Below are 23,080 nucleotides of genomic sequence, written 5' to 3'. Positions count from 1 at the left end.
GGTCCGCTGATTGCCGAGTACACTAACTATTCGTGGGCAAACCAGATGTGACCAACCCGTACACCGGGCTGCCGGGGTTCTGGAATCGCTGGAACCGCATCACCTACAGCTTCTCCGGCGCCGCCCAGGTGGGCGTCGGGCGGGGGAAGACCGAGGCGCCGTACCAGCCGCCGGCCGACCCGAAGTGTCCGATCTGCGGCGCCGCGATGGCCGAGCACCGCATCGAGCGCGGCACCGCGACCGTGCCGACCCGGGTGCACTGCCCGGCCTGACCCGCACATCCTCAGGCCCGACGGGCAGTATTGCCCCATGGATGCCATCGCCGCGCTGAATGAGATCGCGTTCTGGCTGGAGCGCGAACGGGCCGCGGTGTTCAAGGTGCAGGCCTTCCGCAAAGCCGCCGCCGCCATCGGAGGGCTCGACGCCGACGACCTTGCGGCCCGTACCCGCGACGGTCGTCTGAAGAGCATGAAGGGCATCGGCGGGCGCACCTTCGAGGTGGTCCGGCAAAGCGTCGACGGCGCCGTCCCCGAGTACCTCGAAGCCCTTCGCGAGCGCGGACAGGCGCCGCTCGCCGACGGCGGGGACGAGATCCGGAAGGCGATCCGCGGAGACCTGCACACGCACAGCGAGTGGTCCGACGGCACCGTGCCGATCGACGTCATGCTCGCCGCCGGGCACGTGCTGGGCCGCGAGTACATGGCGCTCACCGATCACTCGCCCAATCTCACGATCGCGAATGGCCTCACCGTGGAGCGGCTCACCGAGGAGCTCGACGTGGTCGAGACGCTGAACGCCTCCGCCGACGGCGCGCGATTGCTTTCGGGGATCGAGGTCGACATCCTCGAGGACGGCACGCTCGATCAGACCCCCGAGATGCTCGGGCGGCTCGATGTCGTCGTCGCGAGTGTGCACTCGAAACTCCGGTCGGATGCGAAGACGATGACGACGCGCATGCTCGGGGGCATCGCGGATCCGCACACCGACGTGCTCGGGCACTGCACGGGGCGTCTCGTGGAAGGCAGCAGGGGCACTCGACCCGAGTCGGAGTTCGACGCCGACGCGGTCTTCGCCGCGTGCGCCGCTGCCGGGGTGGCGGTCGAGATCAACTCGCGCCCCGAGCGGCAGGATCCGCCCGACCGGCTGATCCAGGTCGCGCTCGACGCGGGGTGCCTGTTCAGCATCGACTCCGACGCGCACGCCCCGGGACAGCTCGCGTTCCTCGACTACGGCGCCGCCCGCGCGGAGAAGAACGGAGTACCGGTCGACCGCATCGTCACCACGTGGCCGGTCGAGCGCCTGCTCGAGTGGACCGGCCGCAACCGGTGAGTCGACGCGCGCCGTGGACATCCCGGTGTCGCTGAAACCTCACTGATCCACCACTGAATGGCTCTCACCCGCGGCCGACGTCGCAGGAGCGGTGCGTACCCTCGCTTCACTCCCGCGCGCCAGGGCGCGGCGACGCAGTTCGCGAGGACCATGACCGACAACCTCACCACCACCACCGGCGGCCGCGCCACCATCTTCGACATGCTCGGACGCTGGCACCTCGTCGCGACCACGAACGGCTACTTCACCTTCCCGCAGCGGGTCGACCGCGCCGAGTTCGTCTTCGAGCCGCCCGCGAACGGGCGCATCCGGTTCACCATCGAGTTCGAGTTGCGCGGCCGGTCGCGGACGATCCGGGCGAGCACGCCGGCGCGGGTCAGCGAAGACGGCAACTACCGCTGGCGGGGGAGAGGCGCACTGCTGCTCGCATCGCGCTCGGGCTGGAGTTTCGCGGTGACATCCGACGGCGCGGTCGCCGCTCTTCGCAATCCGGGTTCGATGGTCGCGGAGGCGGGCACGCTGATCGTGCGACGCGATGAGGCGGCGCCGGCGGGGGTGCGGCGACGGATCAGCGAAGAGTATCCGCGCCTCGGGCTCACCCGGCAGGAGTTGACCGAACTCGCCTGGCGCTGAGTTCCGGCGGCTACCCTCGCCTCTCGTGACGGGTCGGGCGTACATCGGCATCTCCGGGTGGAGGTACACGTCGTGGCGCGGACGCTTCTACCCGAAGGGGCTCGTGCAGCGCCGCGAGCTCGAATACTCGGCGAGTCGTTTCGACTCGGTCGAGATCAACGGCTCGTTCTACTCGCTGCAGCGGCCGTCGAGCTACGCGTCGTGGCGCGAACAGGCGACGCCCGGGTTCGTCTTCGCCGTCAAGGGCGGACGGTTTATCACCCACATGCGTCGGATGCGGGGCGTCGACAGCGCGCTCGGCAACTTCTTCGGCAGCGGCGTGCTCGGCCTCGGGGAGTCGCTGGGTCCGTTCCTCTGGCAGGTTCCGGCGCGGGAGACCTTCGATGCGGAGGTGCTCGACGCCTTCCTTGCGGCGTTGCCGCGCACCGTCGGTGAGGCGAAGGACCTCGCGCGGGGGCGCGACGAGAAGCTGCCCCACGATCCGGTCTTCGGCGCCGACGTCGATCGCGGGATCCGCCACGCGTTCGAGCCGCGACACGAGAGCTTCGCGTCCGAGGAGGCGCTCGCCGTGCTGCGACGCCACGGTGTGGCACTGGTGGCCTCCGATGGCGCGGGCGGGTGGCCGCTGCTCGACGAGCGCACCGCGGACTTCGACTACGTGCGGCTGCACGGCGCGGAGGAGCTGTACACGAGCGGCTACTCCGAGCCTCAGCTGGATGCGTGGGCGCAGCAGCTCGCGCCGCGCCTCGAGGCGGGCCGCGACGTGTACGTCTACTTCGACAACGACGCGAAGGTGCACGCCCCGTTCGACGCGATCGCCCTGCGCACCCGCCTCGCCCCCTTCACCGCGACCTCGGCGGAGTAGGCGGCTGCCCCCGCTCGTTGAGCGAAGCGATACGAAGGACACGACTCCCATCCCGGTAGTCGAGTAAGCGAAGCGCACCGACGGCTCGAGTAAGCGAGGAACGAGCGCATCGAGAGCGTGTGCGGTGCTCTCGATGCGCTCCGCTTACTCGACCCGTCTCGATACGCTCCTTCGTCGCTACTCGACGACCGGGATAGAGCCCGCTCGTTGAGCGAAGCGATACGGAGGGCGCCAGTCTCAATTCCGGTCGTCGAGTAAGCGAAGCGCACCGAGACGGCTCGAGTAAGCGAGGAACGAGCGCATCGAGAGCGTGCACTGTGGTCTCGATGCGCTTCGCTTACTCGACCCGTCTCGATACGCTCCTTCGTCGCTACTCGACGACCGGAACTCCGGCGGCCTGCAGTACGTCGTCGGTGGCGACGACTCGGGCGAAGCCGCCGCCGTGGAGGGAGGTCGCGGTCGCGCGGGTCAGCTCGTCGGCGCTCATCACCGAGCCGTCGGGGCCTTCGAGGTCGAAGGTATGCATCGCGTCGAGCACGAACAGGACGTCGTGGCCGAGGTTGCCGGCCATGCGCGCGGTGGTCTCGTTGCACATGTTGGTCTGGATGCCGGCGAGCACCACCTGACCGATACCCCGCTCCGTGAGCCAGGCGTGCAGATCGGGAGTGCCGTAGAACGCCGAGTTGACCGTCTTGGTGATGTGCAGGTCGGCCGACGCGTCGGCGACCTCGGGCTTGAGGTCGCCCCCGGCCCCGCTGGGTGACAGCGGGCTATTCGGATTAGCCGACTCGTGGCGGACGATGACGAGCGGCCGGCCGGTCGAGGCCCAAGCGCGCACGAGGCGCGACACATTGCCTTCGGCGGCGGGGTTGTTGCGTCGCCCCCAGAACGTCGAGTCGTCGAAACCTCGTTGCAAGTCGATGACGACGAGGGCCGCGTCGGCGGCGAGGGTGAGCGAGGACGAGGTCATGCGCTCCACTCTGCCGCTACCAGGATCGTGTCGCCGCACCGTTCTCGCCGTCTATCCTTCGGTTACGGACAGCCGCGGCTCAGCGTCCGCTCAGACGAGGTCGATGTCGGTTCCGTGCGCCTCCTCGGATCGTTGTCCCCGCGCCGGTACGATTCCGCCATGTCCGAGCCGCCCGACGAGGCTTCCGCAGTGCCCGACGCGACGCCCGCGCCCGAGCCCCGCGATGCCGTCCACGACGACGACGAGCTCGCGAGCGCGCTCGCCGCTCAGTTGCTGCGTTTCGCGCCGTCGGGTCCCATCCCGATCATCCGACAGGAGGGCGAGGAGCCGCCGGCACCTCGTCGCGCTGACACCGGCGCCCTGGGGCTCGAACCCACCGGGCCCCGCTTCACCGCGCCCGCCGCTCCGCAGCCTGCCGGGTCGGAGCCCGCCGACGCGCCGCCCATCTCCCAGTTGGGGCCGTCGGAGCCGAGCAGCACCGCATCGACGCCGACTTCGCCGCGGAACGCGACCGAGTCGTCGAATGCTTCCAGCGGCGATGAGCCGATCGCGCCCGCTGCGCCGCCCGCCCCGTCCGGTCGCCCGGTCATGAGCCGACCGTCGATCCCCGGCGTCCCCGGAGTCGCGCCGGTGGTCGCTGCCGGCGCCGCCGCGGCAGCAGTGCCGCCGACGGCCGCACCGTCCGGTGCCGAGCCTGCTCCGCTGCCGGAACCGGTCGCGCCGCCAGCCGCACCCTTGCTGGGGGAGGGCACCGCGCTCGAACGGGCCGAACGCCTGCAGGCCGCTCTGTCGCGCATCGACCTCGATGAGGCCGCCTACCGCGAGTGGGAGGAGTCGTTGCGCGGGGTGAGCCTCGGCAACTCGCCGACCGTGGCCCCGCAACGCGACCGAACCGAGGACACCGCCGCCGCCCCGCTCGCCGCCGAGGTCGAGGCTCCCGACGAGGCGACGCTGACCGTGGCGGAAGCCGCCCCTGTGTCGGCGGGCAGCGTCGTCCGCGCCGATGACGCTCGCGCCGAACTGGCGGGTAGTCGCGGGAACGATGCCGACGATCCGGCGTTCGACGAGCAGATCGAGGAGCCGGGCGACACGCAGCCCGCCACGGTGACCTCGTCGATCGACCTCCCGCCCCTCACCGATTCCGAGGTCCCGCACGACGAGCTCGTCGCGAGCACACTGCCCGCCGAGGTCACGGGAGATGTGGTCGAGGCCGTCATCCTCGAACCCGACTCCTCCGACGACGACGCCGACGGAGCAGGCGCCTCCACCGGCGACGGCCAGGCCGAACCCGTCGCTGTTGCCGACACTTCCGACACGTCGGCACCCGACGACGCGTTCGAGGAGATCGACGACGCCGTCGTGGTCGAGCCGGTCGCGCCCGACGCCGTCGCGGTCACCACCGGATCCATCCCGATCTCGTTCGACCCGTCGGTGATCGCCGACGAGCGCTCTCGCGCGGACACCGGGTCGATCCCGGTGCTGAGCGGCCCCATCGAGTTGGACGTCGATGTCGACGCCACCGACGGAGTCGACGACGTGGCGGCACCGTTCGAAGCGGTTCCGGGCAGTGCGGCGGCGCCGCTGCCGGTCGCGCCGCCCGAGCCCGGGCAGCACACCGGCCCGATCGTGCCCATCTCGACCGCCAGCCTCATCGGCGTCCCGCCGGTGCTGCCCGTCCCCGACGAGTACGAGGTGGACGCCGAGCCCGAGCCCGAACCCCGCGTCGAGGCGATCGGAATCGAGCCGACGCCGATCGACCGGCGCATCGGGGATGTCGCGCGCATGTTCTGGTTGTGGATCGCACCCAACACGTCCATCCTGACCTTCGCGCTCGGCGCCGTCGTCGTCGGTGCCGGCCTGAGTGCGCGGCAGTCGATCGTCGCGGTGCTGCTCGGCGTGGTTCTGGCGTGCTTCCCGCTCGCCCTCACGACCCTGGCGGTGAAGCGCAGCGGGCAACCGACGGCCATCGTCTCCCGGGCGAGTTTCGGTGTGGTGGGCAACATCGTGCCGACCGTGCTGCTGCTGGTGGTGCGTCTGTTCTGGGTCGCCGTGCTGCTGTGGCTGCTGTCCGTCACCACCGCGTCACTCACCTTCGAGTCCGGCTACGACCTCTTCGTCGAGCCGCGTATCGCGGGAGTCGTCGCGCTGGCGGTGTTCGGGCTCGGCGCCGGAGTGGTGGCCGTGTTCGGATTCCGGGTGCTCGCCGCACTGCAGGCGGTGCTCGGCATTCTCGGCGTCGTCGTCGCCGGTCTCGTCGTCGCGCTCACCGCGCCCCTGCTCGATTTCGCGAACATCTCCGGCACGACGGACGGCGACTGGCTCGGAGTGCTCGCCGGCGCCATCACGGTCTTCTCGCTGCTCGGCACCGCGTGGGCCGCGTCGGGCGGCGACCTGGCTCGCTACCAACATCCCGAGTCGTCGAGCGGCGCGACCATCGCGATGACGAGCCTCGGTGCGGCGCTGCCGTCGCTGCTGCTCATCGTGTGGGGCGTCCTCCTCGCGTCCTCCGACGAGGCCGTCTCGGTGGGCCTGCAGACCGACCCGATCGCCACCATCACCGGCGCCCTGCCCGGCTGGTACCCGGTGCCGCTGCTCCTCGCTCTCGTCATCAGCGTGCTCTCCGGAGTGGCGGCGATCGTCTACTCGGGCGGGCTCACGCTCCTCGCGACCGGCGTCCGCGCCCGGCGATCGGTGGCGAGCGGCATCGTCGCCGCCGTCGGCATCCTCGCCGCGTTCGGGATGCTCGCCCTCCTGCCGTCGCTGACCCCGGTTCTGCTCGACCTCGCCCCGACCCTGGCGGTGCCGGTCGCAGCGTGGGGAGGCATCGTCGCGGGGGAGATGCTGCTGCGCCGACGCGGGTTCGACGCTTCGTCCCTGCTGCGACGCGGTGGGGTGTACGCCGACGTGCGCTGGAGCAATCTGATCGCCCTGGTGGTCATCACGGTGCTGGGGCTCGGCCTCATCTCGGGCACCCAGGGCTGGTTCCTCTTCGAGGGCTACCTGTGGCGCGTGCTCGGTGTCGCGACGGACACCGGGATCGGTTCGGCGGACCTCGGAGTGCTCATCGCGCTCGTCCTCGGAGTCCTCACCCCGATCGCCTTCTCGGTCCCGACCATCCGGCGCCAGGAGGCCGCGGAGGTCGACCCTGCCGCCGCACCGCACGCGTCCCGCAGCGAGTCGCCCGCCACGGTGGCCGAGGGAACGGCTGGGTAGGCTGAGGGGCGTGACCGTGCGCGCCCTTCCCGAAGACCAGAAGCAACTCCTCCAGCTGCAGGCGTACGACAACCGGGCGGCGCAGCTGGCGAACTCGAGGCGGACGCTCCCGCAGCTCGCGGAGCTCAGCGCCCGCTCCGCGGAAGCCGACGCGCTGCGTCGTCGCGCGATCGAGGCGCGGGGCGTTCTCGAGGATGCGCGCGCGGAGCTGAAGCGCGTCGAATCGGACGTCGCCGTGGTCGACGCGCGCATCGTGCGCGACACCACCCGACTGCAGAGCGTCACCAACGCGAAGGACGCGCAGGGGCTCGAGCACGAGCTCGCCTCGCTGGCCGGCCGTAAGAGCGACCTCGAGGACATCGAGCTGGCGGTGATGGAGCGGGTCGAGGCGGCCGAAGCGGAGTTCGCGTCGATCGAAGCCGAGCAGGCGTCGCTCGCGCAGATCGTCGCAACCCTCGAGACGGGACGCGATGAGGCGTTCTCCGCGATCGACACCGAGTCCGCGGCGCTGACCGAGAAGCGCCTCGACCTCGTCGCGCTGCTGCCCGCCGACCTCGTCGAGTTGTACGAACGTCAGCGTGCCCGGTACGGCATCGGTGCGGCGCTGTTGCGTCGCGGCGTCTCCGAGGGCAGCAACGTGGCCCTCACCGGATCCGATCTGGCCGCGATCCGCGCCGCCGCTCCCGACGAGGTCGTCCTCGATCCCGAGAGCGGCTGCATCCTGGTCCGCACCGACGAGTCGGGCCTCGACCCCAAGCCCCGCCAAGACGACTGAGATCCGATCGGCCCCCGCGGCGCACGAGATCCGATATTGCGGGCAGAAACGCACGTTAGAACGTGCGCCTGTGCCCGCAATATCGGATCTTGCCCGGAACGTGCGTTCTCAGCCCGTGTCGGGCGTTCCGGGCGAGCGCGCACGTTGCGGCGGGCCACGGATGCCGCAACGGGCGCGCGGACGGTAGGCTTGCCAGTCGAATGGGTCGGCAAGGCGGTCACGTCATCCGGAGTCGCGAGGCGACGGATGCCGAGGAACGTCCGGGCTCCGCAGAGCAAGGCGGTGGGTAACGCCCACCCGGGGTAACCCGAGAGCTAGTGCAACAGAAAGCAGACCGCCACGCGTGAGCGATCACGCGGGGTAAGGGTGAAACGGTGGTGTAAGAGACCACCAGGGGCCTGGGTGACCAGGCCTGCTTGGTAAACCTCGCCTGGAGCAAGGTCAAGCAGGAGGCGTCGAGGTGGCTCGCCGAGTCTCCGGGTAGACCGCTAGAGATGTGCGGCAACGTACGTCCGAGATAGATGACCGTCCAGTGACCTTCGGGTCCCGACAGAACCCGGCGTATGCGCCGGCCCATTCCCCTTCTTCGACCCGCGTCAGCGGGTGAGAGCGAACGCGACGACGGCGAGCCCGACGGTGAGCGGCGCGGCGACGAGCCCCAGCAGCGCGTATCGCGGCCACGAGATCTCGACGCCCTCCGCCTTCAGCCGTTCGTGCCAGAGCAGCGTCGCGAGCGAGGCCCACGGCGTGATGAGCGGCCCCGCGTTCACCCCGATGAGCAGAGCGACGAGCCGTTCGGGGCTGCCCGCGATCGGTTCGAGCGCCAGATAGGCGGGCAGGTTGTTGGCGACGTTCGCTCCCAGAGCGCCCGCCCCGGCGACGCCGAGGAGCGAGCCGAGGTCGTCCCCGGATCCGATGACCCGTCCGAGCAGGTCGGCGAGGCCCAGCGCGTGACCCGCTTCGACGACGAGGAACAGCCCGGACGCCATCACGAGAAGCGACCACGGCACGAGGTTCGGACGCACGACGGCGGGACGGCGCACCGCGAACACGGCGAGCAGCACCACGGCTGCGATCGTCGCGGGCAGCCACACCTCGACTCCCGACACCAGCGCCGGCACGAGCAGGACGATGACGATCCCGCTGATCGTGAGCAGAATCCGGTCTGCCGCGGGTTCCGCGGTCTCGGGCTCGTATGTTCCGACGAGATCGCGGCGGTAGACGACGAAGACGATGACGAGGGGCACGACGACGGCCACCAGCGCGGGCACCGCGGTGACGCTGGCGAACGTGGCGGGGTCGACGCCGTCGAGCTCGTGCTGGGCGAGCAGATTGGTGAGGTTCGACACCGGCAGCAGCAGCGACCCGGTGTTCGCGAGCCACACGGTCGTGAGCGCGAACGGGATGGGCGAGACCCCGATGTGGCGCGCCAGCACCACGACGACCGGGGTGAGCAGCACGGCGGTCGTATCGAGCGAGAGGAAGACGGTCGACGCCGTGGCGAGCACGATGATGAGTAGCCACAGCACGAGCGTCCGCCTGCGGCCCCACCGGGCGAGCCGCTCGGCGACGGCTCGGAAGAGGCCTGCATCGGCCGCGAGCTCGGTCACGACCGTGATCGCCACGACGAACAGGAGGATGGGCCAGACCCGCTCGACCAGTTCGAGCGCGTCGGACGTCGGCAGCACGCCGGTCAGGACGGCGAGCAGCCCGACCACGAGGAGGGCGGCACCGACCAGGAGAGAACGCACGAGGGCTATCGAATCACCGACCGGGGCATGCCGGTGACAAGCGCCCGTTCAGGACGTCGTGTCCGGCTGCTCCGGGGCCGCGCTGGAGGTGTCGGGAGAGAAGCGGTAGCCCATGCCCTGCTCGGTGAGCAGATGTTCGGGATGCGAGGAATCGCGCTCGAGCTTCTTGCGCAGCTGGGCGAGGTAGAGGCGGAGATATCCGGTGTCGCTCGTGTACTGCGGCCCCCACACCTCGGTGAGCAGCCGCTCCCGGGTGACCAGGCGTCCGGGGTTGCGCACGAGGACGTCGAGGATCTTCCACTCGGTGGGTGTGAGACGCACCACGGCGCCGTCGCGGGTCACCTGCCGGTTGGCGAGATCGACGACGACGTCGCCGAACGCGACGGTCGGCTCGTCGGCGGCGTTCGGGGTGCGACGGGCGAGGGCACGGACTCTCGCCAGCAGCTCGTCGGCGGCGAACGGCTTGGTGACGTAGTCGTCGGCGCCCGCGTCGAGCGCGTCGACCTTGTCCGCCGAGTCGGTGCGTCCCGAGATCACCAGGATCGGCAGGGTGCTCCAGCCTCGAATCGCCTCGATGACCTCGAGGCCGCTGAGGCCGGGCATGCCGAGGTCGAGCAGCACCAGGTCGGGGTGAGCGGCGACCGCGGTGGTGATCGCCTCGCGTCCGTCGGCGGCGGTGATCACGTCGTGCCCATGCGCAGCGAGGGTGATCCGCAGCGCGCGCACCATCTGCGGGTCGTCGTCGGCGACGAGGATCTTCATCGCACCTCTCCTGCAATCGTCGCCGTCGTGGCGGACGCCACCGGCAGCGACACGACCATGGTGAGCCCGCCGCCCGGAGTGTCTTCGGCCTCGATCGTGCCACCCATGCCCTCGACGAACCCGCGCGAGAGAGCCAGGCCGAGACCGAGTCCGGTGGCGTTGTCGATGTCGCCCTGCCGTTGGAATGGCAGGAAGACCTCGTCGCGTCGCTCGACGGGGATACCGGGGCCGTGATCGACGACCCGCAGCTGAACCCGCCCGCCGAACTCGCTGACTCCGATGCTCGGTGCCGCGCCGTCGGGGGAGTAGCGCAGGGCGTTGCCGAGGAGGTTCACGACGACCCGCTGCAGCAGTGCCGCGTCGGCGTCGGCGTCGGGTACGTCGACCCCCATGTCGAGAGCGACGTCTCCCGGGCCGACTCCGAGCTCGTCGAGCGCCGCGGAGACGACGTCGTCGAGATCGGTCGACCGCAGCGACAGCGCGAAGGCCCCGGTCTGCAGGCGGCTGACGTCGAGGATGTCGGTGACGAGGTTCGCGAGCGAGCCGAGGCTCTCGGCGGCGGTGTCGAGCAGCTCAGACCGGTCGGCGGGATTCCAATCGACCTCCTTCGAGCGCAGGCTGGTCACCGCGGCCGTCGCGGCCGCGAGCGGACGCCGGAGGTCGTGCCCGACCGCGAGCAGCAGGGCGGTCCGCACCCGGTCGGCGTCGGCGAGAGGACGCATCCGTTCCGCTTCGGCGGTGAGCCGGCGCTGGGTGAGCGCCGATTCGATCTGCGACAGGAACGCGCCGAGAAGGCGTCGGTCGGCGCTCGGCAGCGACCGTCCCCGCAGGTCGAGCGATGCCGAGGGACCCACCGGAGACGACGTCTCGTGGTCGTCCTCGCGAGCACTCGATCCGTCCGTCGACGCGTAGACGACGTCGCCGTTCTCGCGCAGCAGCACGCTCGTCATGCCGAGCGACTCGCGCAGGCGGGTGACGAGCGCGTCGAGCGCATCCTGGCCGCCGAGCACGCTGCCTGCGACGGTCGCGAGGGTCTCGGCCTCGGCCGCCGATCGACGCGCCGCGCGAGTCTGCCGGGCGGCTCGATCGACGACGAGGCTCACCAGCGCGGCGACCAGGAGGAAGATGACGAGGGCGAGCAGGTGCAACGGGTCGTCGATCGCGACCGTGTAGAGCGGGAAGACGAAGAAGAAGTCGAGCAGGGCGCCGGCGGCGAGAGCGGCGACGAGGGCCGGCCAGATGCCGCCGATCAGCGCCACGACGACGACGAACAGTTGGAAGACGAGCACGTCGCTCGCGATGCTCTCCTCCGACCGGAACGCGACGAGCAGCGCGGTGACGGCGGGGAGTCCCAGAGCGGTCAGCACGAAGCCCGCGCTGCGGCGGCGCCAGCCGAGCGCGCCTCCGACGCGCGGCAGCGCACGTCTGCCCGCTTCGGAGTGCGTGACGATGTGCACGTCGATGTCGCCCGCCATCCGCACCACGCTCGCCCCGATGCCGGGGCCGGTGAGCAGGGCGGCGAGTCGGCTTCGACGGCTCGATCCGATGACCAACTGGGTGGCGTTCACCCCGCGAGCGAACTCGACGAGTGTGGTCGGGATCTGTTCGCCCACCACCTGGTGGTAGCTGCCGCCGAAGCTCTCGACCAGGGCGCGCTGGGCGCCGAGCACCGCCGGATCGCCCTGCGCGAGCCCGTCGGGGCTGCTGATGTGCACGGCGAAGAGCTGGCCGCCGCTCGATCGCGCGGCGATCCTCGCACCGCGGCGGATCAACGTCTCGCCCTCGGGCCCGCCGGTCAGCGTGACGACGATGCGTTCGCGCGCCTCCCACTTGCCCTGGATGCCGTGCTCGGCGCGGTACTGCTGCAGCGCGACATCGACCTCGTCGGCGAGCCAGAGGAGTGCCAGCTCGCGGAGGGCGGTCAAGTTGCCGAGGCGGAAGTAGTTCGAGAGGGCGGCGTCGATGCGGACGGCCGGATACACCTTGCCGTCGGCGAGGCGGTCGCGGAGAGCCTGCGGTGCGAGGTCGACGACCTCGACCTGGTCGGCGCTGCGCAGTACCGCGTCGGGGATCGTCTCGCGCTGGGCGACGCCGGTGATCTCGCGGACCACGTCGCCGAGCGACTCGATGTGCTGCACGTTCACCGTCGAGAGCACGTCGATCCCGGCGGCGAGTAGCAGTTCGACGTCCTGCCAGCGCTTCGCGTTCTCGGCGCCGGGGGCGTTGGTGTGCGCGAGTTCGTCGACGAGGGCGAGGTCCGGCGCACGGCGGAGCACCGCATCCACGTCCATCTCGTCGAGCTCCATCCCGCGGTGCGCGACGCGACGGCGGGGAACGGTCTCGAGCCCGTCCACCAATGCGGCAGTGGCCGCGCGATCGTGGGTCTCCACGATCGCGACGACCACATCGCGTCCGGCGGCGCGCAGACGGTGCCCTTCCTCGAGCATCGCGTAGGTCTTGCCGACCCCCGGCGCCGCCCCCAGGAAGACGCGCAGTCTGCCTCTCGCCATCGCTCAGCCCATCTGCTGCAGGGCGAGGTTCAGTCGCAGCACGTTCACCGTCGGATCCCCGAGATAGCCGAGGTCGCCCGGCTGAATCATAGACCTGACGAGGTCTTCCACCGCGTCGGCGTCGAGGCCGCGGGCCGCGGCGACCCGGTCGACCTGCAGCAGCGCGTAGTCGGGGCTGATGTGCGGGTCGAGTCCCGAGGCGGACGCGGTGAGGGCGTCGGCCGGCACCTCGGCGGGGTCGACGCCCTCGAACTCGGCGATCGCTGCGCGGCGCTCGTCGATCGCGGCGACGAGGTCCTCGCTCTCGGGACCCTGGTTCGATCCGCCCGAGGACGTCCCGTCGTAGCCGTCGCCGGCGGCGGAGAGCCGCGACTGGAACCACTCGGGCAGGGGAGCCCCGTCGGCGTCGGTGAACGACTGACCGAGGAGCGCCGATCCGACCGGATTCCCCGATTCGTCGGTGAGCATCGAGCCGTTCGCCTGGGCGGACGCGGCGAGCTGGCCGATGCCGGTCACCGCGAGCGGGTAGGCGATGCCGAGGAGGACGGTGGCGGCGAGCATCATCCGCACTGCCACCGAGTACTGGCGCAGTGCGCCGCGGCCTGTAGCCATGATCTGTCCTTCGTCTTTCGTTACGCGTCTAGAAACCGGGGAGGAGGCTCACGACGAGGTCGATGAGCTTGATCCCGATGAAGGGGGCCACGAGTCCGCCGAGCCCGTATACCAGCAGGTTGCGGCTGAGGAGCTTGCTCGCCGGCACCGCCCGGTACTTCGTACCGCGGAGGGCGAGGGGGATCAGCAGCACGATGATGATCGCGTTGAAGATCACCGCCGAGAGGATCGCCGATTCGGGCGTCGACAGCTGCATGAAGTTGAGCGCCGAGAGGCTCGGAATCGCGACCGAGAACATCGCGGGGATGATCGCGAAGTACTTGGCGACGTCGTTCGCGATGGAGAACGTCGTCAGCGACCCACGGGTGATGAGCAGCTGCTTGCCGATCCGCACGATGTCGATGAGCTTCGTGGGGTCGGAGTCGAGGTCGACCATGTTGCCGGCCTCCTTCGCGGCCGAGGTCCCCGTGTTCATCGCGACGCCGACGTCGGCCTGCGCGAGCGCGGGCGCATCGTTGGTGCCGTCGCCCGTCATCGCGACGAGGTTGCCGCCCTCCTGCTCGCGGCGGATGAGCGCCAGCTTGTCCTCGGGGGTCGCCTCGGCGAGATAGTCGTCGACGCCGGCCTCCGCGGCGATCGCCTTCGCGGTGAGGGCGTTGTCACCGGTGATCATCACCGTGCGGATGCCCATGCTGCGCAGGTCGGCGAAGCGCTCGGCGAGCCCCTCCTTGACGACGTCCTTGAGGTGCACGACGCCGAGCAGGCTGCCGCGGCCGTCGGAGGACTTCTCGGCGACGACGAGCGGGGTGCCGCCGGTCTGCGCGATCCGATCGGTCACCGTGGTCAGCTCGTCGACGAGCGAGCTCGCGAGCGGCCCGTCGTCCTCGAGCCACGCGAGCACCGCGCTCCGGGCGCCCTTGCGCACCATCCGGCCGTCGGGGTAGTCGACCCCGCTCATGCGAGTCTGCGCGGTGAAGGGGACCACGTCGCCGGTCGGCTCGTGGGCCGTGAGGTAGCCGGTCTGCTCGGCGAGGGTCACGATCGAGGTTCCCTCGGGGGTGGGGTCGCTCGCCGACGACGCCGCCGAGGCGACGACGAGCTGACGGATCGAGTGGCCGTCGACCGGCACGAACTCGCTCGCGCGGCGGTTGCCGTAGGTGATGGTGCCGGTCTTGTCGAGCAGCAACGTCGTCACGTCGCCCGCGGCCTCGACCGCGCGCCCCGACATCGCGAGCACGTTGCGCTGCACGAGCCGGTCCATCCCCGCGATGCCGATCGCCGACAGCAGCGCGCCGATGGTCGTCGGGATGAGGCACACCAGCAGCGCGACGAGCACCGGGACGCTCTGGGGCGCTCCCGCGTAGTCGGCGGGGCCGCCGATGGTGAGCACGACGACGACGAAGACGATCGACAGGGCGGCCAGCAGGATGCTGAGCGCCAGCTCGTTCGGGGTCTTCTGCCGGGAGGCGCCTTCGACGAGCGCGATCATCCGGTCGACGAAGGTCTGGCCCGGCTTGCTGGTGATGCGCACCACGATGCGGTCGGACAGCACCCGGGTGCCGCCGGTGACGGCGCTGCGGTCGCCGCCCGACTCGCGGACCACGGGCGCTGATTCGCCGGTGATGGCCGACTCGTCGACCGACGCGATGCCCCATTCGATCTCGCCGTCGCCCGGCACGAGTTCGCCGGCGGTGACGATCACGATGTCGCCGAGGGTGAGCTCCGCGGAGGCGACGCTCTCGGTGCGGGCGCTCTGCGCGCCCGGGTCGGCGGCGGCGTCGTAGTCGGCGACCCGTGTCGCCTGCGTGGTGGTGCGGGTCTGCCGCAAACTCGCGGCCTGCGCCTTGCCGCGGCCTTCGGCGACCGACTCGGCGAGGTTCGCGAACACGACGGTGAGCCACAGCCAGACGGTGATCGCCCACACGAACGGGAGCGAGGCGCCGTCCGTGCGCGCGTCGTCGGGCAGGAACGGCTGCACGATCGCGAGCACGGTCGTGAGCGCGGCGCCGACCTCGACGATGAACATCACCGGGTTGCGCACCATCTGGCGCGGGTCGAGCTTCCGCAGGGCGCCGGGCAGCGCCTGCAGGAGACCTGCGAGCCCGAAGGCGCTCGGCGCCTTGTGCGGCGCCGTGTGCTCGGTCCGGTCGGCGTCGGGGCCGGTGGGGGTGAGAACGGTGGACATGGTGGTTACAGCAACCCTTCCGCCAGGGGACCCAGCGCGAGAACGGGGAGATAGGTGAGGGCCGACACGATCAGCACGGTGCCGACGAGGAGTCCGACGAACAGCGGTCGGTGCGTCGGAAGGGTGCCGGAGGTCGTCGGGATCTTCGGCGCGGCGGCGAACGAGCCGGCGAGCGCGAGGACGAAGACGATGGGCAGGAACCGGCCGAGCAGCATCGCGATGCCGAGGGTCGTGTTGAACCAGGGCGTGTTCGCGGTGAGGCCGGCGAAGGCGGACCCGTTGTTGTTGGCCGCCGAGGTGTAGGCGTAGAGCACTTCGGAGAAGCCGTGCAACCCGCCGTTCGCCATCGAGACAGTGATCACGTCGTCGCGGACCGCGGGGATCGCGAAGCTCAGCGCGGTGCCGAGCAGCACGAGGGTCGGCGTCACCAGGATGTAGAGCCCGACGAGCTTCACCTCGCGGGTGCCGATCTTCTTGCCGAGGTACTCGGGGGTGCGACCGACCATGAGGCCCGCGATGAACACGGCGAGGATCGCGATGATGAGGATCCCGTAGAGACCCGATCCGACGCCGCCCGGGGCGAGCTCGCCGAGCATCATGTTGACCATGGCGATCGCGCCGCCGAACGCGGTGTAACTGTCATGCATCGAGTTCACGGCGCCGGTCGAAGTGAGGGTGGTCGTCGCGGCGAACAGCGGTGAGGCGACGAGGCCGAAGCGGGTCTCCTTGCCCTCCATCGCGGCGCCCGCCGCCTGTGGTGCCGTGCCGGCGCCGGCGGTCTCGGCCCAGATGAGCAGCGACACCGACGCGATCGCGAGCACCGACATGGCGCCGAGGATGGCGTAACCCTGCCGGTTGTCGCCGACCATGCGGCCGAAGGCGCGAGGCATCGCGAACGGGATCACCGTCAGCAGGAAGATCGAGAAGATGTTCGTCCAGCCGCTCGGGTTCTCGAAGGGATGCGCGGAGTTCGCGTTGTAGAAGCCGCCGCCGTTGGTGCCGAGCAGCTTGATGGCCTCCTGGGACGCGGCGGGGCCGCCCGGAACGGACTGGGTCCCGCCGGTCAGCGTGGTCACGTCGACGAACCCGTTGAAGTTCTGCACGACGCCCCCGAAGACGAACGCGATGGCTGCGACGCCCGCGAGGGGAAGCAGCACACGGCCGGTGCCGCGCACCAGGTCGACCCAGAAGTTGCCGAGCGTGCCGGTCGAGCGCGATCCGATGCCGCGGACGAGGGCGACGGCGACGGCGAGGCCGACGGCGGCGGAGACGAAGTTCTGCACCGCGAGGCCCGCCATCTGCACCACGTAGCCGACGGTCGGCTCGGGGGAGTACGACTGCCAGTTGGTGTTCGTCACGAACGAGATCGCGGTGTTGAACGCGAGCGACTCCTCGACCGGCGGAAGGCCGAGCGAGTAGGGGAGCACCGCCTGCAGGCGCTGCAGCAGGTAGACGAGCAGGATGCCGACGAGTGAGAAGGCGAGGACGCTGCGCAGGTACACCTGCCAGCTCTGCGCGCTGCGCGGGTCGACTCCGACGAGCCGGTAGAGCAGACGCTCGCCGCGCAGGTCGCGTGCCGTCGTGAAGGTGTGGGCGAGGTAGTCGCCGAGAGGACGGTAGGCGAGCGCGAGCATCCCGACGAGGGTCGCGATCTGGAGGACGGCGATCAGTGCGGCGGGCATCAGAACCGCTCAGGACGGATCAGGGCGTAGACGAGGTACGCGACGGCCGCGACCCCGAGTACGCCGGCGATGAGGGTGAGCGCGATCACAGCTTGCCGACCCCCCAGGCGACGAGGGATACGAGGCCCATGAGGCCGAGGATGAGGACGACGAAGAGGACGTCGAACACGAGGGATTGCCTCCCGACTTGCATGCGGAAGCGGTCGGAGTGCCGACCGCTTCGCAGCAGTCCACTCCTGCTCGGGAGGCGTGAGCGCGTTCCTAACGCAATCCTCACGCCGCGGAAGCGACCCCTAACGCAACCCGAGCACCCCCGCACGAGGTGCCCACTTCTGCGGGTGCGTAGCCGTCGCAATCCGCATACCCCGGCACCTCGAACCCGTGGGTACACGGATCAGGAGATTGTGCGCGGATCAGGAGAATGTGCGCGGATGCTCCTGATCCGTGCACGAGACGCGGCGTGTCGGCGGCTCGGTCCTGATCCGTGCACACCCGACCGCGGGTCATCTCAGCGACTCACGCGCGGGGCGCCTCGACGAGGTGCCCAGTTCTGCGGGTGTTGGATCGCCCGGACCCGCAGATCTGGGCACCTCGACGACTCGCGCCGAGTGCGCGTCAGGTCAGTTGGTGCGCTCGACGGCCGTCTCGGCGGCCTCGCTGCGGCGGGTCCCCGCGCCGTGAGCGGCGAGCGACGCGCAGCCGAGGATGCCCGCGTTGTTGCGGAACTGCGCCGGGATGGTCGGCGTCTTCAGATCGAGCAGGGGCAGGAAGTCGTCGTAGTGCTTCGAGACGCCGCCGCCGACGATGAAGAGATCGGGCGAGAAGAGGAACTCGAGGTGGCTGTAGTACTTCTGCAGCCGCTTCGCCCACTGCTTCCAGCTGAGGTCGTCGCGCTCCTTGGCCGCGTACGAGGCGACTTTCTCGTAGTCTTCGTGGCCGTCGAGCTGCAGGTGGCCGAGCTCGGCGTTGGGCACCAGGCGGTGGTTGTAGACGATCGCCGAGCCGATGCCGGTGCCGAGCGTGGTGACGAGGATGAGGCCGCTCTGATCCTTGCCCGCGCCGAACTGCGTCTCGGCGTAGCCGGCGGCGTCGGCGTCGTTCACGAAGGTGATGTCGCGTCCGATCGCCTTCTCGAACAGCGCTTCCGCTTCGAGGCCGATCCAGTCCTTCGACACGTTCGCGGCCGACATCGTGACGCCGTGGCGGACGATCGCGGGGAAGCAGACGCCGACGGGCGTGCCCTCCTGCACCTTCGGGATCTGTGAGATCACCTCGGTGACGGTCTTCACGATGTCGTCGGGCTTGCCGCCCTCGGGGGTGGGCAGCTTGATCCGGTCGGAGAGGAGTTCGCCCGAGTCGACGTCGACCAGTGCCCCCTTGATGCCGGTTCCGCCGATGTCGATGCCGATCGCCTCAGTGCTCACACGATCCAACCTAGTTCTTCGAGCCTGAAAGGTGCGAAAACGTGCGTTCCGGGCATGTGCGCCCCGCCGGAACGTGCGTTCATGCCCGCATCCCTCGCGGCAAGCGTGCCGCGTTGGGCCCAATCGGATCTCGCGCGCACGTTCCGGCGTGCGTGGCCGGCCCGAACGTGCGCGCTCGGCCGGAACGCCCTACCGGGGGAGGGTGAGGAGGTCGGCGCCGCGGTCGGTGACGACGAGGGTGTGCTCGAACTGGGCGGTCCACGACTTGTCGCGGGTCGTCACCGTCCAGTCGTCGTCCCAGAGGTCCCACTCGGTGCCGCCGAGGGTCAGCATCGGCTCGATGGTGAACACCATGCCCGGCTCCAGCACCGTGTCGTACTGCGGGGCCGCGTCGTAGTGGGGGATCACCAGACCCGAGTGGAACGTCTCGTGCACGCCGTGGCCCGTGTAGTCGCGGACCACCCCGTAGCCGAAACGCTTCGCGTAGGACTCGATCGCCCGTCCGATCACATTGATCTGCCGCCCGGGCGCGACCGCCTTGATGCCGCGGTTCAGTGCCTCGCGGGTGCGCTCGACGAGCAGGCGCACCTCCTCGGACACGTCGCCCACGAGGAACGTCGCGTTGAGGTCGCCGTGCACGCCGTCCTTGAACGCCGTGATGTCGATGTTCACGATGTCGCCGTCCTGCAGCACCGTGTCGTCGGGGATGCCGTGGCAGATGACCTCGTTCACCGAGGTGCACACCGACTTGGGGTAGCCGCGGTAGCCGAGCGTCGACGGGTAGGCGCCGTTCGCGACGATGTAGTCGTGCCCGATGCGGTCGAGCTCCTCGGTTGTCACGCCGGGCCGGACCGCCTCGCCGACGAGGGCGAGCGCCTCCGCGGCGATGCCGCCGGCTTCGCGGATGAGCGCGATCTTCTCCGGGGAGATGACGTCGGATCCGCGGTACGGCGCTGGTGCCGGCTTGCCGACGTACTCGGGGCGGGGGATCGAGGCGGGCACGTCCCGACGAGCCGAGACCCGGCCGCCGACGAGGTGCCCGTGAGAATCGCGCGGCATAGGATCAGCCTAGGGGCGCTCGCCTCTGCCGATGGGAGGCTCCGATGACGGACAAGTGGTGGTACAACTCGCGCACCGGCGAGGTCGAGCTCGGCGAGATCTCGAACGCCATCGAGCGCGTCGGCCCCTTCGACACGCGCGCCGAAGCCGAGCGAGCGCCCGAGAAGCTGCAGGAGAACGCCCGCCGCTGGGCCGAGGAAGAAGCCGAAGAGGACCGCTGAGCCCTCAGCGCCGAGGCCACTGCCGGAGCGCCTCTCGGCTCACTCGAACGAGTGCTCGGGCCCCGGATACGTGCCGGCGGCGACCTCGTCGCGGTAGTCACGCGCCGCCTCGAGCAGCTGGCCGCGCAGGTCGGCGAACTTCTTCACGAACTTCGGGTACCGCCCGCCGCCGAGCCCGGCGAAGTCGGTCCAGACGAGGATCTGACCGCTGACGTGCGGACCCGCGCCGATACCGATCGTCGGGATGGTGAGCGTCTCGGTCACCCGGCGGGCGACCTCGCTCGGCACCATCTCGAGCACGACAGCGAACGCACCGGCCTTCTCGACGGCGATCGCGTCGGCGATGACCTGCTCGGCCGCCTCGCCGCGCCCCTGGACGACGTGTCCACCGAACTGGTGCTCGCTCTGCGGCGTGTATCCGACGTGTCCCATGACGGGGATGCCCGCCTCGACGACGCGTCGGATCTGCTCGGCGCTGCGGACGCCGCCCTCGAGCTTCACCGCGTGCGCTCCCGCCTCCTTCATGAAGCGGAACGCGGTCTGCAGCGCCTGGTCGGGGCCGAGCTCGTAGGAGCCGAACGGCAGGTCGGCGACGACGAGGGCGCGGGACACGGCGCCGGAGACGGCCCGTGCGAGCGGGATGAGCTCGTCGACGGTGACCGGCACCGTCGAGTCGTATCCGAGCATCACGTTGCCGGCGGAGTCGCCGATCAGGAGGAAGTCGATGCCCGCCTCGTCGAAGATCCCGGCGGTCAGCGCGTCGTAGCTGGTGAGGCCGGTGATGGCGATGCCATTCTCGCGGGCCTGCTGGAAGTGCCGTTTGCGCACCCGCTTCGGCGCGGACGATTCGCTCATCCGGTCAGTCTAGGTCTGTCGGGGGCGCGTGCAGCCCGAGGCCGGGAGCGCGTCCTCATCCGCACGATTTAGGGTGAGAGCACCATGCGCGCTTACGTCGAAGTGCAGCCCTTCCCCGATGAGGCGGGCGCGCATGAGGGCGCCTCGCCGCGATCCGATTCGACGCGCGCCTGGGCGTTCGATCTCGCCCACTGGGGCGTCTGCCGGACGGCGGACACGACGGCGGGGGCCCTGTCGGCGTTGCAGCGCGCGACGCGGGTCTCGACGATCGAGCTGGAAGAGGTCGTCGAAGGACCCGATCCGGCGTTCTCGCGCGACCTCGAACCGGCGAGCCCCGGCGAGCGGGCGGCGACGCTCTCGATCCTCGATGCGGCGCGACGGCGCACGCTCGAGCTGGTGGCCGGAGCGACCGAGGACCAGCTGACCCGCCCCGCCGCGTGGGCGCCGCACGTCGATGCGCAGGGGTGGGAGTCGGCCGAGGCGCTCGCCTGGAGCTTCGCGGATGCCGAGAGCCGCACGTACCTCCCCGCGCTCGGCCTGCCCACCCGCCCCCGTCTCGCGGACCTCGCGCTCGAACTGCAGCGTTCGCACGCCCACGTCGTGCGCCAGGTGCAGACGCTCGAGGACGTGCGGATCAGGACGACCGCCGAGGGCGGCGAGTGGACGTCGGTGAAGCTGCTGCGCATCCTCGCCTGGCGTGAGCGGTCGCTCCTGCCGCTGTTCGAAGAACTGCTCGCCCAAGGCTGACGCGCCTCCCCGCGACCGTCGGCGGCGGAGCGGTGCCGCCGCCGCGCGAACGCACCGCCGAACCACTAGCCTTATGGGGCATCCATCGGGGCTGATCACGCAGCTCTCAGCGAGGGGAACCCAAGTGGTCGACAAGCAACGCGACTTCGTTCTGCGCACCATCGAAGAGCGTGGAATCAAGTTCGTACGGCTGTGGTTCACCGACGTCGTCGGCACTCTGAAATCCGTCGCGTTGGCTCCGGCCGAGGTCGAGGGCGCCTTCACCGAAGGGGTCGGATTCGACGGCTCCGCCATCGAGGGCCTGACTCGCGCATACGAGGCCGACGTCCTCGCGCATCCCGATCCGACCACGTTCCAGGTTCTGCCGTGGCGCGGCGAGATCGACCCGACCGCCCGCATGTTCTGCGACATCTCGACCCCCGACGGGCAGCCCCATGCCGCCGACCCCCGCAACGTGCTGAAGCGCACCCTCGCGAAGGCGGCCGACCGCGGCTTCACCTACTACACGCACCCCGAGATCGAGTTCTACCTGCTGAAGTCGAGCCAGTACGGCGCCGAGGGCCCCGAACCGGTCGACCGCGCCGGCTACTTCGACAACGTCCCCGGCGGCACCGCCCACGACTTCCGACGCCGTTCGGTGCGGATGCTCGAGGACCTCGGCATCTCCGTCGAATTCAGCCACCACGAGGCGGGTCCCGGTCAGAACGAGATCGACCTCCGGTACGCCGACGCCCTGACGACCGCGGACAACATCATGACCTTCCGCACGGTCATCAAGGAGGTCGCGATCGAGCAGGGCGTCTACGCGACGTTCATGCCGAAGCCGCTGCAGAACGAGCCGGGCTCGGGCATGCACATGCACCTGTCGCTGTTCGAGGGCGACACCAACGCGTTCTTCGACCCGGCGGCGCAGTACCAGCTGTCGAAGATCGGTCGCCAGTTCATCGCGGGTCTGCTGCGCCACGCGCCCGAGATCACGGCCGTTACCAACCAGTTCGTGAACTCCTACAAGCGGCTGTGGGCGGGCGAGACCGAGTCGAAGCTCGGCGAGGCGCCGAGCTACGTCACCTGGGGCCACAACAATCGTTCCGCGCTCGTGCGCGTCCCGCTGTACAAGCCCGGCAAGGGGCAGTCCTCGCGCGTCGAGTACCGCGCCATCGACTCCGCCGCCAACCCGTACCTCGCCCTCTCGCTGCTGCTCGCGGCGGGCCTCAAGGGAATCGAGGAGGGCTACGAGCTGCCCGCCGAGGCCGAGGACAACGTGTGGGAGCTGAGCGAGGCCGAGCGCCGCGCCCTCGGCTACGCACCCCTGCCCGCGAGCCTCGACCACGCGATCTCGTACATGGAGGAGTCCGAGCTCGTCGCCGAGACCCTCGGCGAGCAGGTGTTCAACTACGTGCTGCTCAACAAGCGCAGGGACTGGCGCGACTACCGCGCGCAGGTCACGCCGTACGAGCTGCGCTCGAACCTCGAGATGCTCTGACCTC

Annotated in this window: 20 protein-coding genes and 1 other RNA gene; 10 read left to right on the top strand and 11 right to left on the bottom strand. The window is 70.2% G+C overall.

The genetic code is table 11. From position 1 onward, the window contains the following. Positions 1-32 precede the first annotated feature (32 nt). The 4 genes from NGH83_RS08525 (at position 33) to NGH83_RS08510 (ending at position 2,827) form a co-directional block, all read left to right on the top strand. Positions 33-272 carry a hypothetical protein gene (locus NGH83_RS08525; RefSeq protein WP_251855836.1) on the top strand — a complete coding sequence of 80 codons (240 nt, stop codon included), beginning with the start codon at positions 33-35 and terminating at the stop codon, positions 270-272. Positions 273-309: 37 nt separating this feature from the next. Further along, on the top strand, positions 310-1,329 hold the full coding sequence (locus tag NGH83_RS08520; RefSeq protein ID WP_251855835.1) for a PHP domain-containing protein: 1,020 nt from the start codon (positions 310-312) through the stop codon (positions 1,327-1,329). Positions 1,330-1,479: 150 nt separating this feature from the next. Next, positions 1,480-1,962: a hypothetical protein gene (locus NGH83_RS08515; protein ID WP_251855834.1), complete on the top strand. Its 483-nt coding sequence runs from the start codon at positions 1,480-1,482 to the stop codon at positions 1,960-1,962. 25 nt (positions 1,963-1,987) lie between these two features. Further along, positions 1,988-2,827 carry a DUF72 domain-containing protein gene (locus NGH83_RS08510; RefSeq protein WP_251855833.1) on the top strand — a complete coding sequence of 280 codons (840 nt, stop codon included), beginning with the start codon at positions 1,988-1,990 and terminating at the stop codon, positions 2,825-2,827. Positions 2,828-3,197: 370 nt separating this feature from the next. On the opposite strand, the gene NGH83_RS08505 is transcribed toward NGH83_RS08510, so the two are convergent. After that, positions 3,198-3,797, bottom strand: coding sequence for a cysteine hydrolase family protein (locus NGH83_RS08505; RefSeq protein WP_251855832.1), 600 nt, complete (start codon positions 3,795-3,797; stop codon positions 3,198-3,200). A gap of 159 nt (positions 3,798-3,956) precedes the next feature. Here NGH83_RS08505 and NGH83_RS08500 point away from each other — a divergent pair, with 159 nt between their 5' ends. The 3 genes from NGH83_RS08500 to rnpB all read left to right on the top strand — a co-directional run bounded on the left by NGH83_RS08500 (position 3,957) and on the right by rnpB (position 8,365). Then, the gene (locus NGH83_RS08500; RefSeq protein ID WP_251855831.1) at positions 3,957-7,010 is read left to right on the top strand and encodes a cytosine permease; all 3,054 of its coding nucleotides are present in this window, start codon (positions 3,957-3,959) and stop codon (positions 7,008-7,010) included. Positions 7,011-7,020: 10 nt separating this feature from the next. Further along, complete coding sequence (locus NGH83_RS08495; protein ID WP_251855830.1) at positions 7,021-7,785, top strand: zinc ribbon domain-containing protein; 765 nt, start codon at positions 7,021-7,023, stop codon at positions 7,783-7,785. A gap of 201 nt (positions 7,786-7,986) precedes the next feature. Continuing rightward, positions 7,987-8,365: RNase P RNA component class A (rnpB, locus tag NGH83_RS08490), an RNA gene on the top strand. 16 nt (positions 8,366-8,381) lie between these two features. Here the strand turns inward: rnpB and NGH83_RS08485 are convergent. From NGH83_RS08485 to map, 9 genes are all read right to left on the bottom strand, one after another. Beyond that, a complete protein-coding gene (locus NGH83_RS08485; protein ID WP_251855829.1) occupies positions 8,382-9,536 on the bottom strand; it encodes an SLC13 family permease in 1,155 nt (384 codons plus the stop codon). 48 nt (positions 9,537-9,584) lie between these two features. Continuing rightward, complete coding sequence (locus NGH83_RS08480) at positions 9,585-10,298, bottom strand: response regulator (RefSeq protein WP_251855828.1); 714 nt, start codon at positions 10,296-10,298, stop codon at positions 9,585-9,587. Then, positions 10,295-12,808: a DUF4118 domain-containing protein gene (locus NGH83_RS08475; RefSeq protein WP_251855827.1), complete on the bottom strand. Its 2,514-nt coding sequence runs from the start codon at positions 12,806-12,808 to the stop codon at positions 10,295-10,297. Before NGH83_RS08475 ends, NGH83_RS08480 begins: the two co-directional genes overlap by 4 nt. A 3-nt stretch (positions 12,809-12,811) precedes the next feature. Continuing rightward, positions 12,812-13,420, bottom strand: coding sequence for a potassium-transporting ATPase subunit KdpC (kdpC, locus tag NGH83_RS08470; RefSeq protein ID WP_251855826.1), 609 nt, complete (start codon positions 13,418-13,420; stop codon positions 12,812-12,814). Positions 13,421-13,448: 28 nt separating this feature from the next. Next, a complete protein-coding gene (kdpB, locus tag NGH83_RS08465) occupies positions 13,449-15,605 on the bottom strand; it encodes a potassium-transporting ATPase subunit KdpB (RefSeq protein ID WP_251855825.1) in 2,157 nt (718 codons plus the stop codon). A gap of 5 nt (positions 15,606-15,610) precedes the next feature. After that, entirely contained in the window at positions 15,611-17,287 is a 1,677-nt protein-coding gene (kdpA, locus tag NGH83_RS08460) for a potassium-transporting ATPase subunit KdpA (protein WP_251855824.1), read from the bottom strand. Next, entirely contained in the window at positions 17,287-17,376 is a 90-nt protein-coding gene (gene kdpF, locus NGH83_RS08455; protein WP_251855823.1) for a K(+)-transporting ATPase subunit F, read from the bottom strand. Before kdpF ends, kdpA begins: the two co-directional genes overlap by 1 nt. 531 nt (positions 17,377-17,907) lie before the next feature. Then, positions 17,908-18,720: a polyphosphate--glucose phosphotransferase gene (gene ppgK, locus NGH83_RS08450; protein WP_251855822.1), complete on the bottom strand. Its 813-nt coding sequence runs from the start codon at positions 18,718-18,720 to the stop codon at positions 17,908-17,910. 180 nt (positions 18,721-18,900) lie between these two features. Continuing rightward, positions 18,901-19,770, bottom strand: a complete 870-nt coding sequence (map, locus tag NGH83_RS08445; protein ID WP_251855821.1) for a type I methionyl aminopeptidase — start codon at positions 19,768-19,770, stop codon at positions 18,901-18,903. 44 nt (positions 19,771-19,814) lie between these two features. Between map and NGH83_RS08440 the strand changes: the two genes are divergently transcribed. Then, positions 19,815-19,991, top strand: a complete 177-nt coding sequence (locus NGH83_RS08440; RefSeq protein WP_251855820.1) for an SPOR domain-containing protein — start codon at positions 19,815-19,817, stop codon at positions 19,989-19,991. A 39-nt stretch (positions 19,992-20,030) separates the two neighbouring features. Here the strand turns inward: NGH83_RS08440 and panB are convergent, their stop codons facing one another. Continuing rightward, entirely contained in the window at positions 20,031-20,846 is an 816-nt protein-coding gene (gene panB / locus NGH83_RS08435) for a 3-methyl-2-oxobutanoate hydroxymethyltransferase (protein ID WP_251855819.1), read from the bottom strand. An 84-nt stretch (positions 20,847-20,930) separates the two neighbouring features. Here panB and NGH83_RS08430 point away from each other — a divergent pair, with 84 nt between their 5' ends. Together NGH83_RS08430 and NGH83_RS08425 are read left to right on the top strand one after the other, a co-directional pair. Next, positions 20,931-21,593 (top strand): hypothetical protein, encoded by a 663-nt coding sequence (locus NGH83_RS08430; protein WP_251855818.1) that lies wholly within the window; start codon positions 20,931-20,933, stop codon positions 21,591-21,593. Positions 21,594-21,717: 124 nt separating this feature from the next. Further along, positions 21,718-23,076: a glutamine synthetase family protein gene (locus tag NGH83_RS08425; protein WP_251855817.1), complete on the top strand. Its 1,359-nt coding sequence runs from the start codon at positions 21,718-21,720 to the stop codon at positions 23,074-23,076. Positions 23,077-23,080: the final 4 nt, after the last annotated feature.

This window comes from Herbiconiux sp. L3-i23 (assembly GCF_023734115.1).
In the GTDB taxonomy this organism is placed as follows: Bacteria; Actinomycetota; Actinomycetes; order Actinomycetales; family Microbacteriaceae; genus Naasia.
Note: the sequence above shows the minus strand (reverse complement) of the source record. Positions and strands in the feature narration are given on the sequence as shown.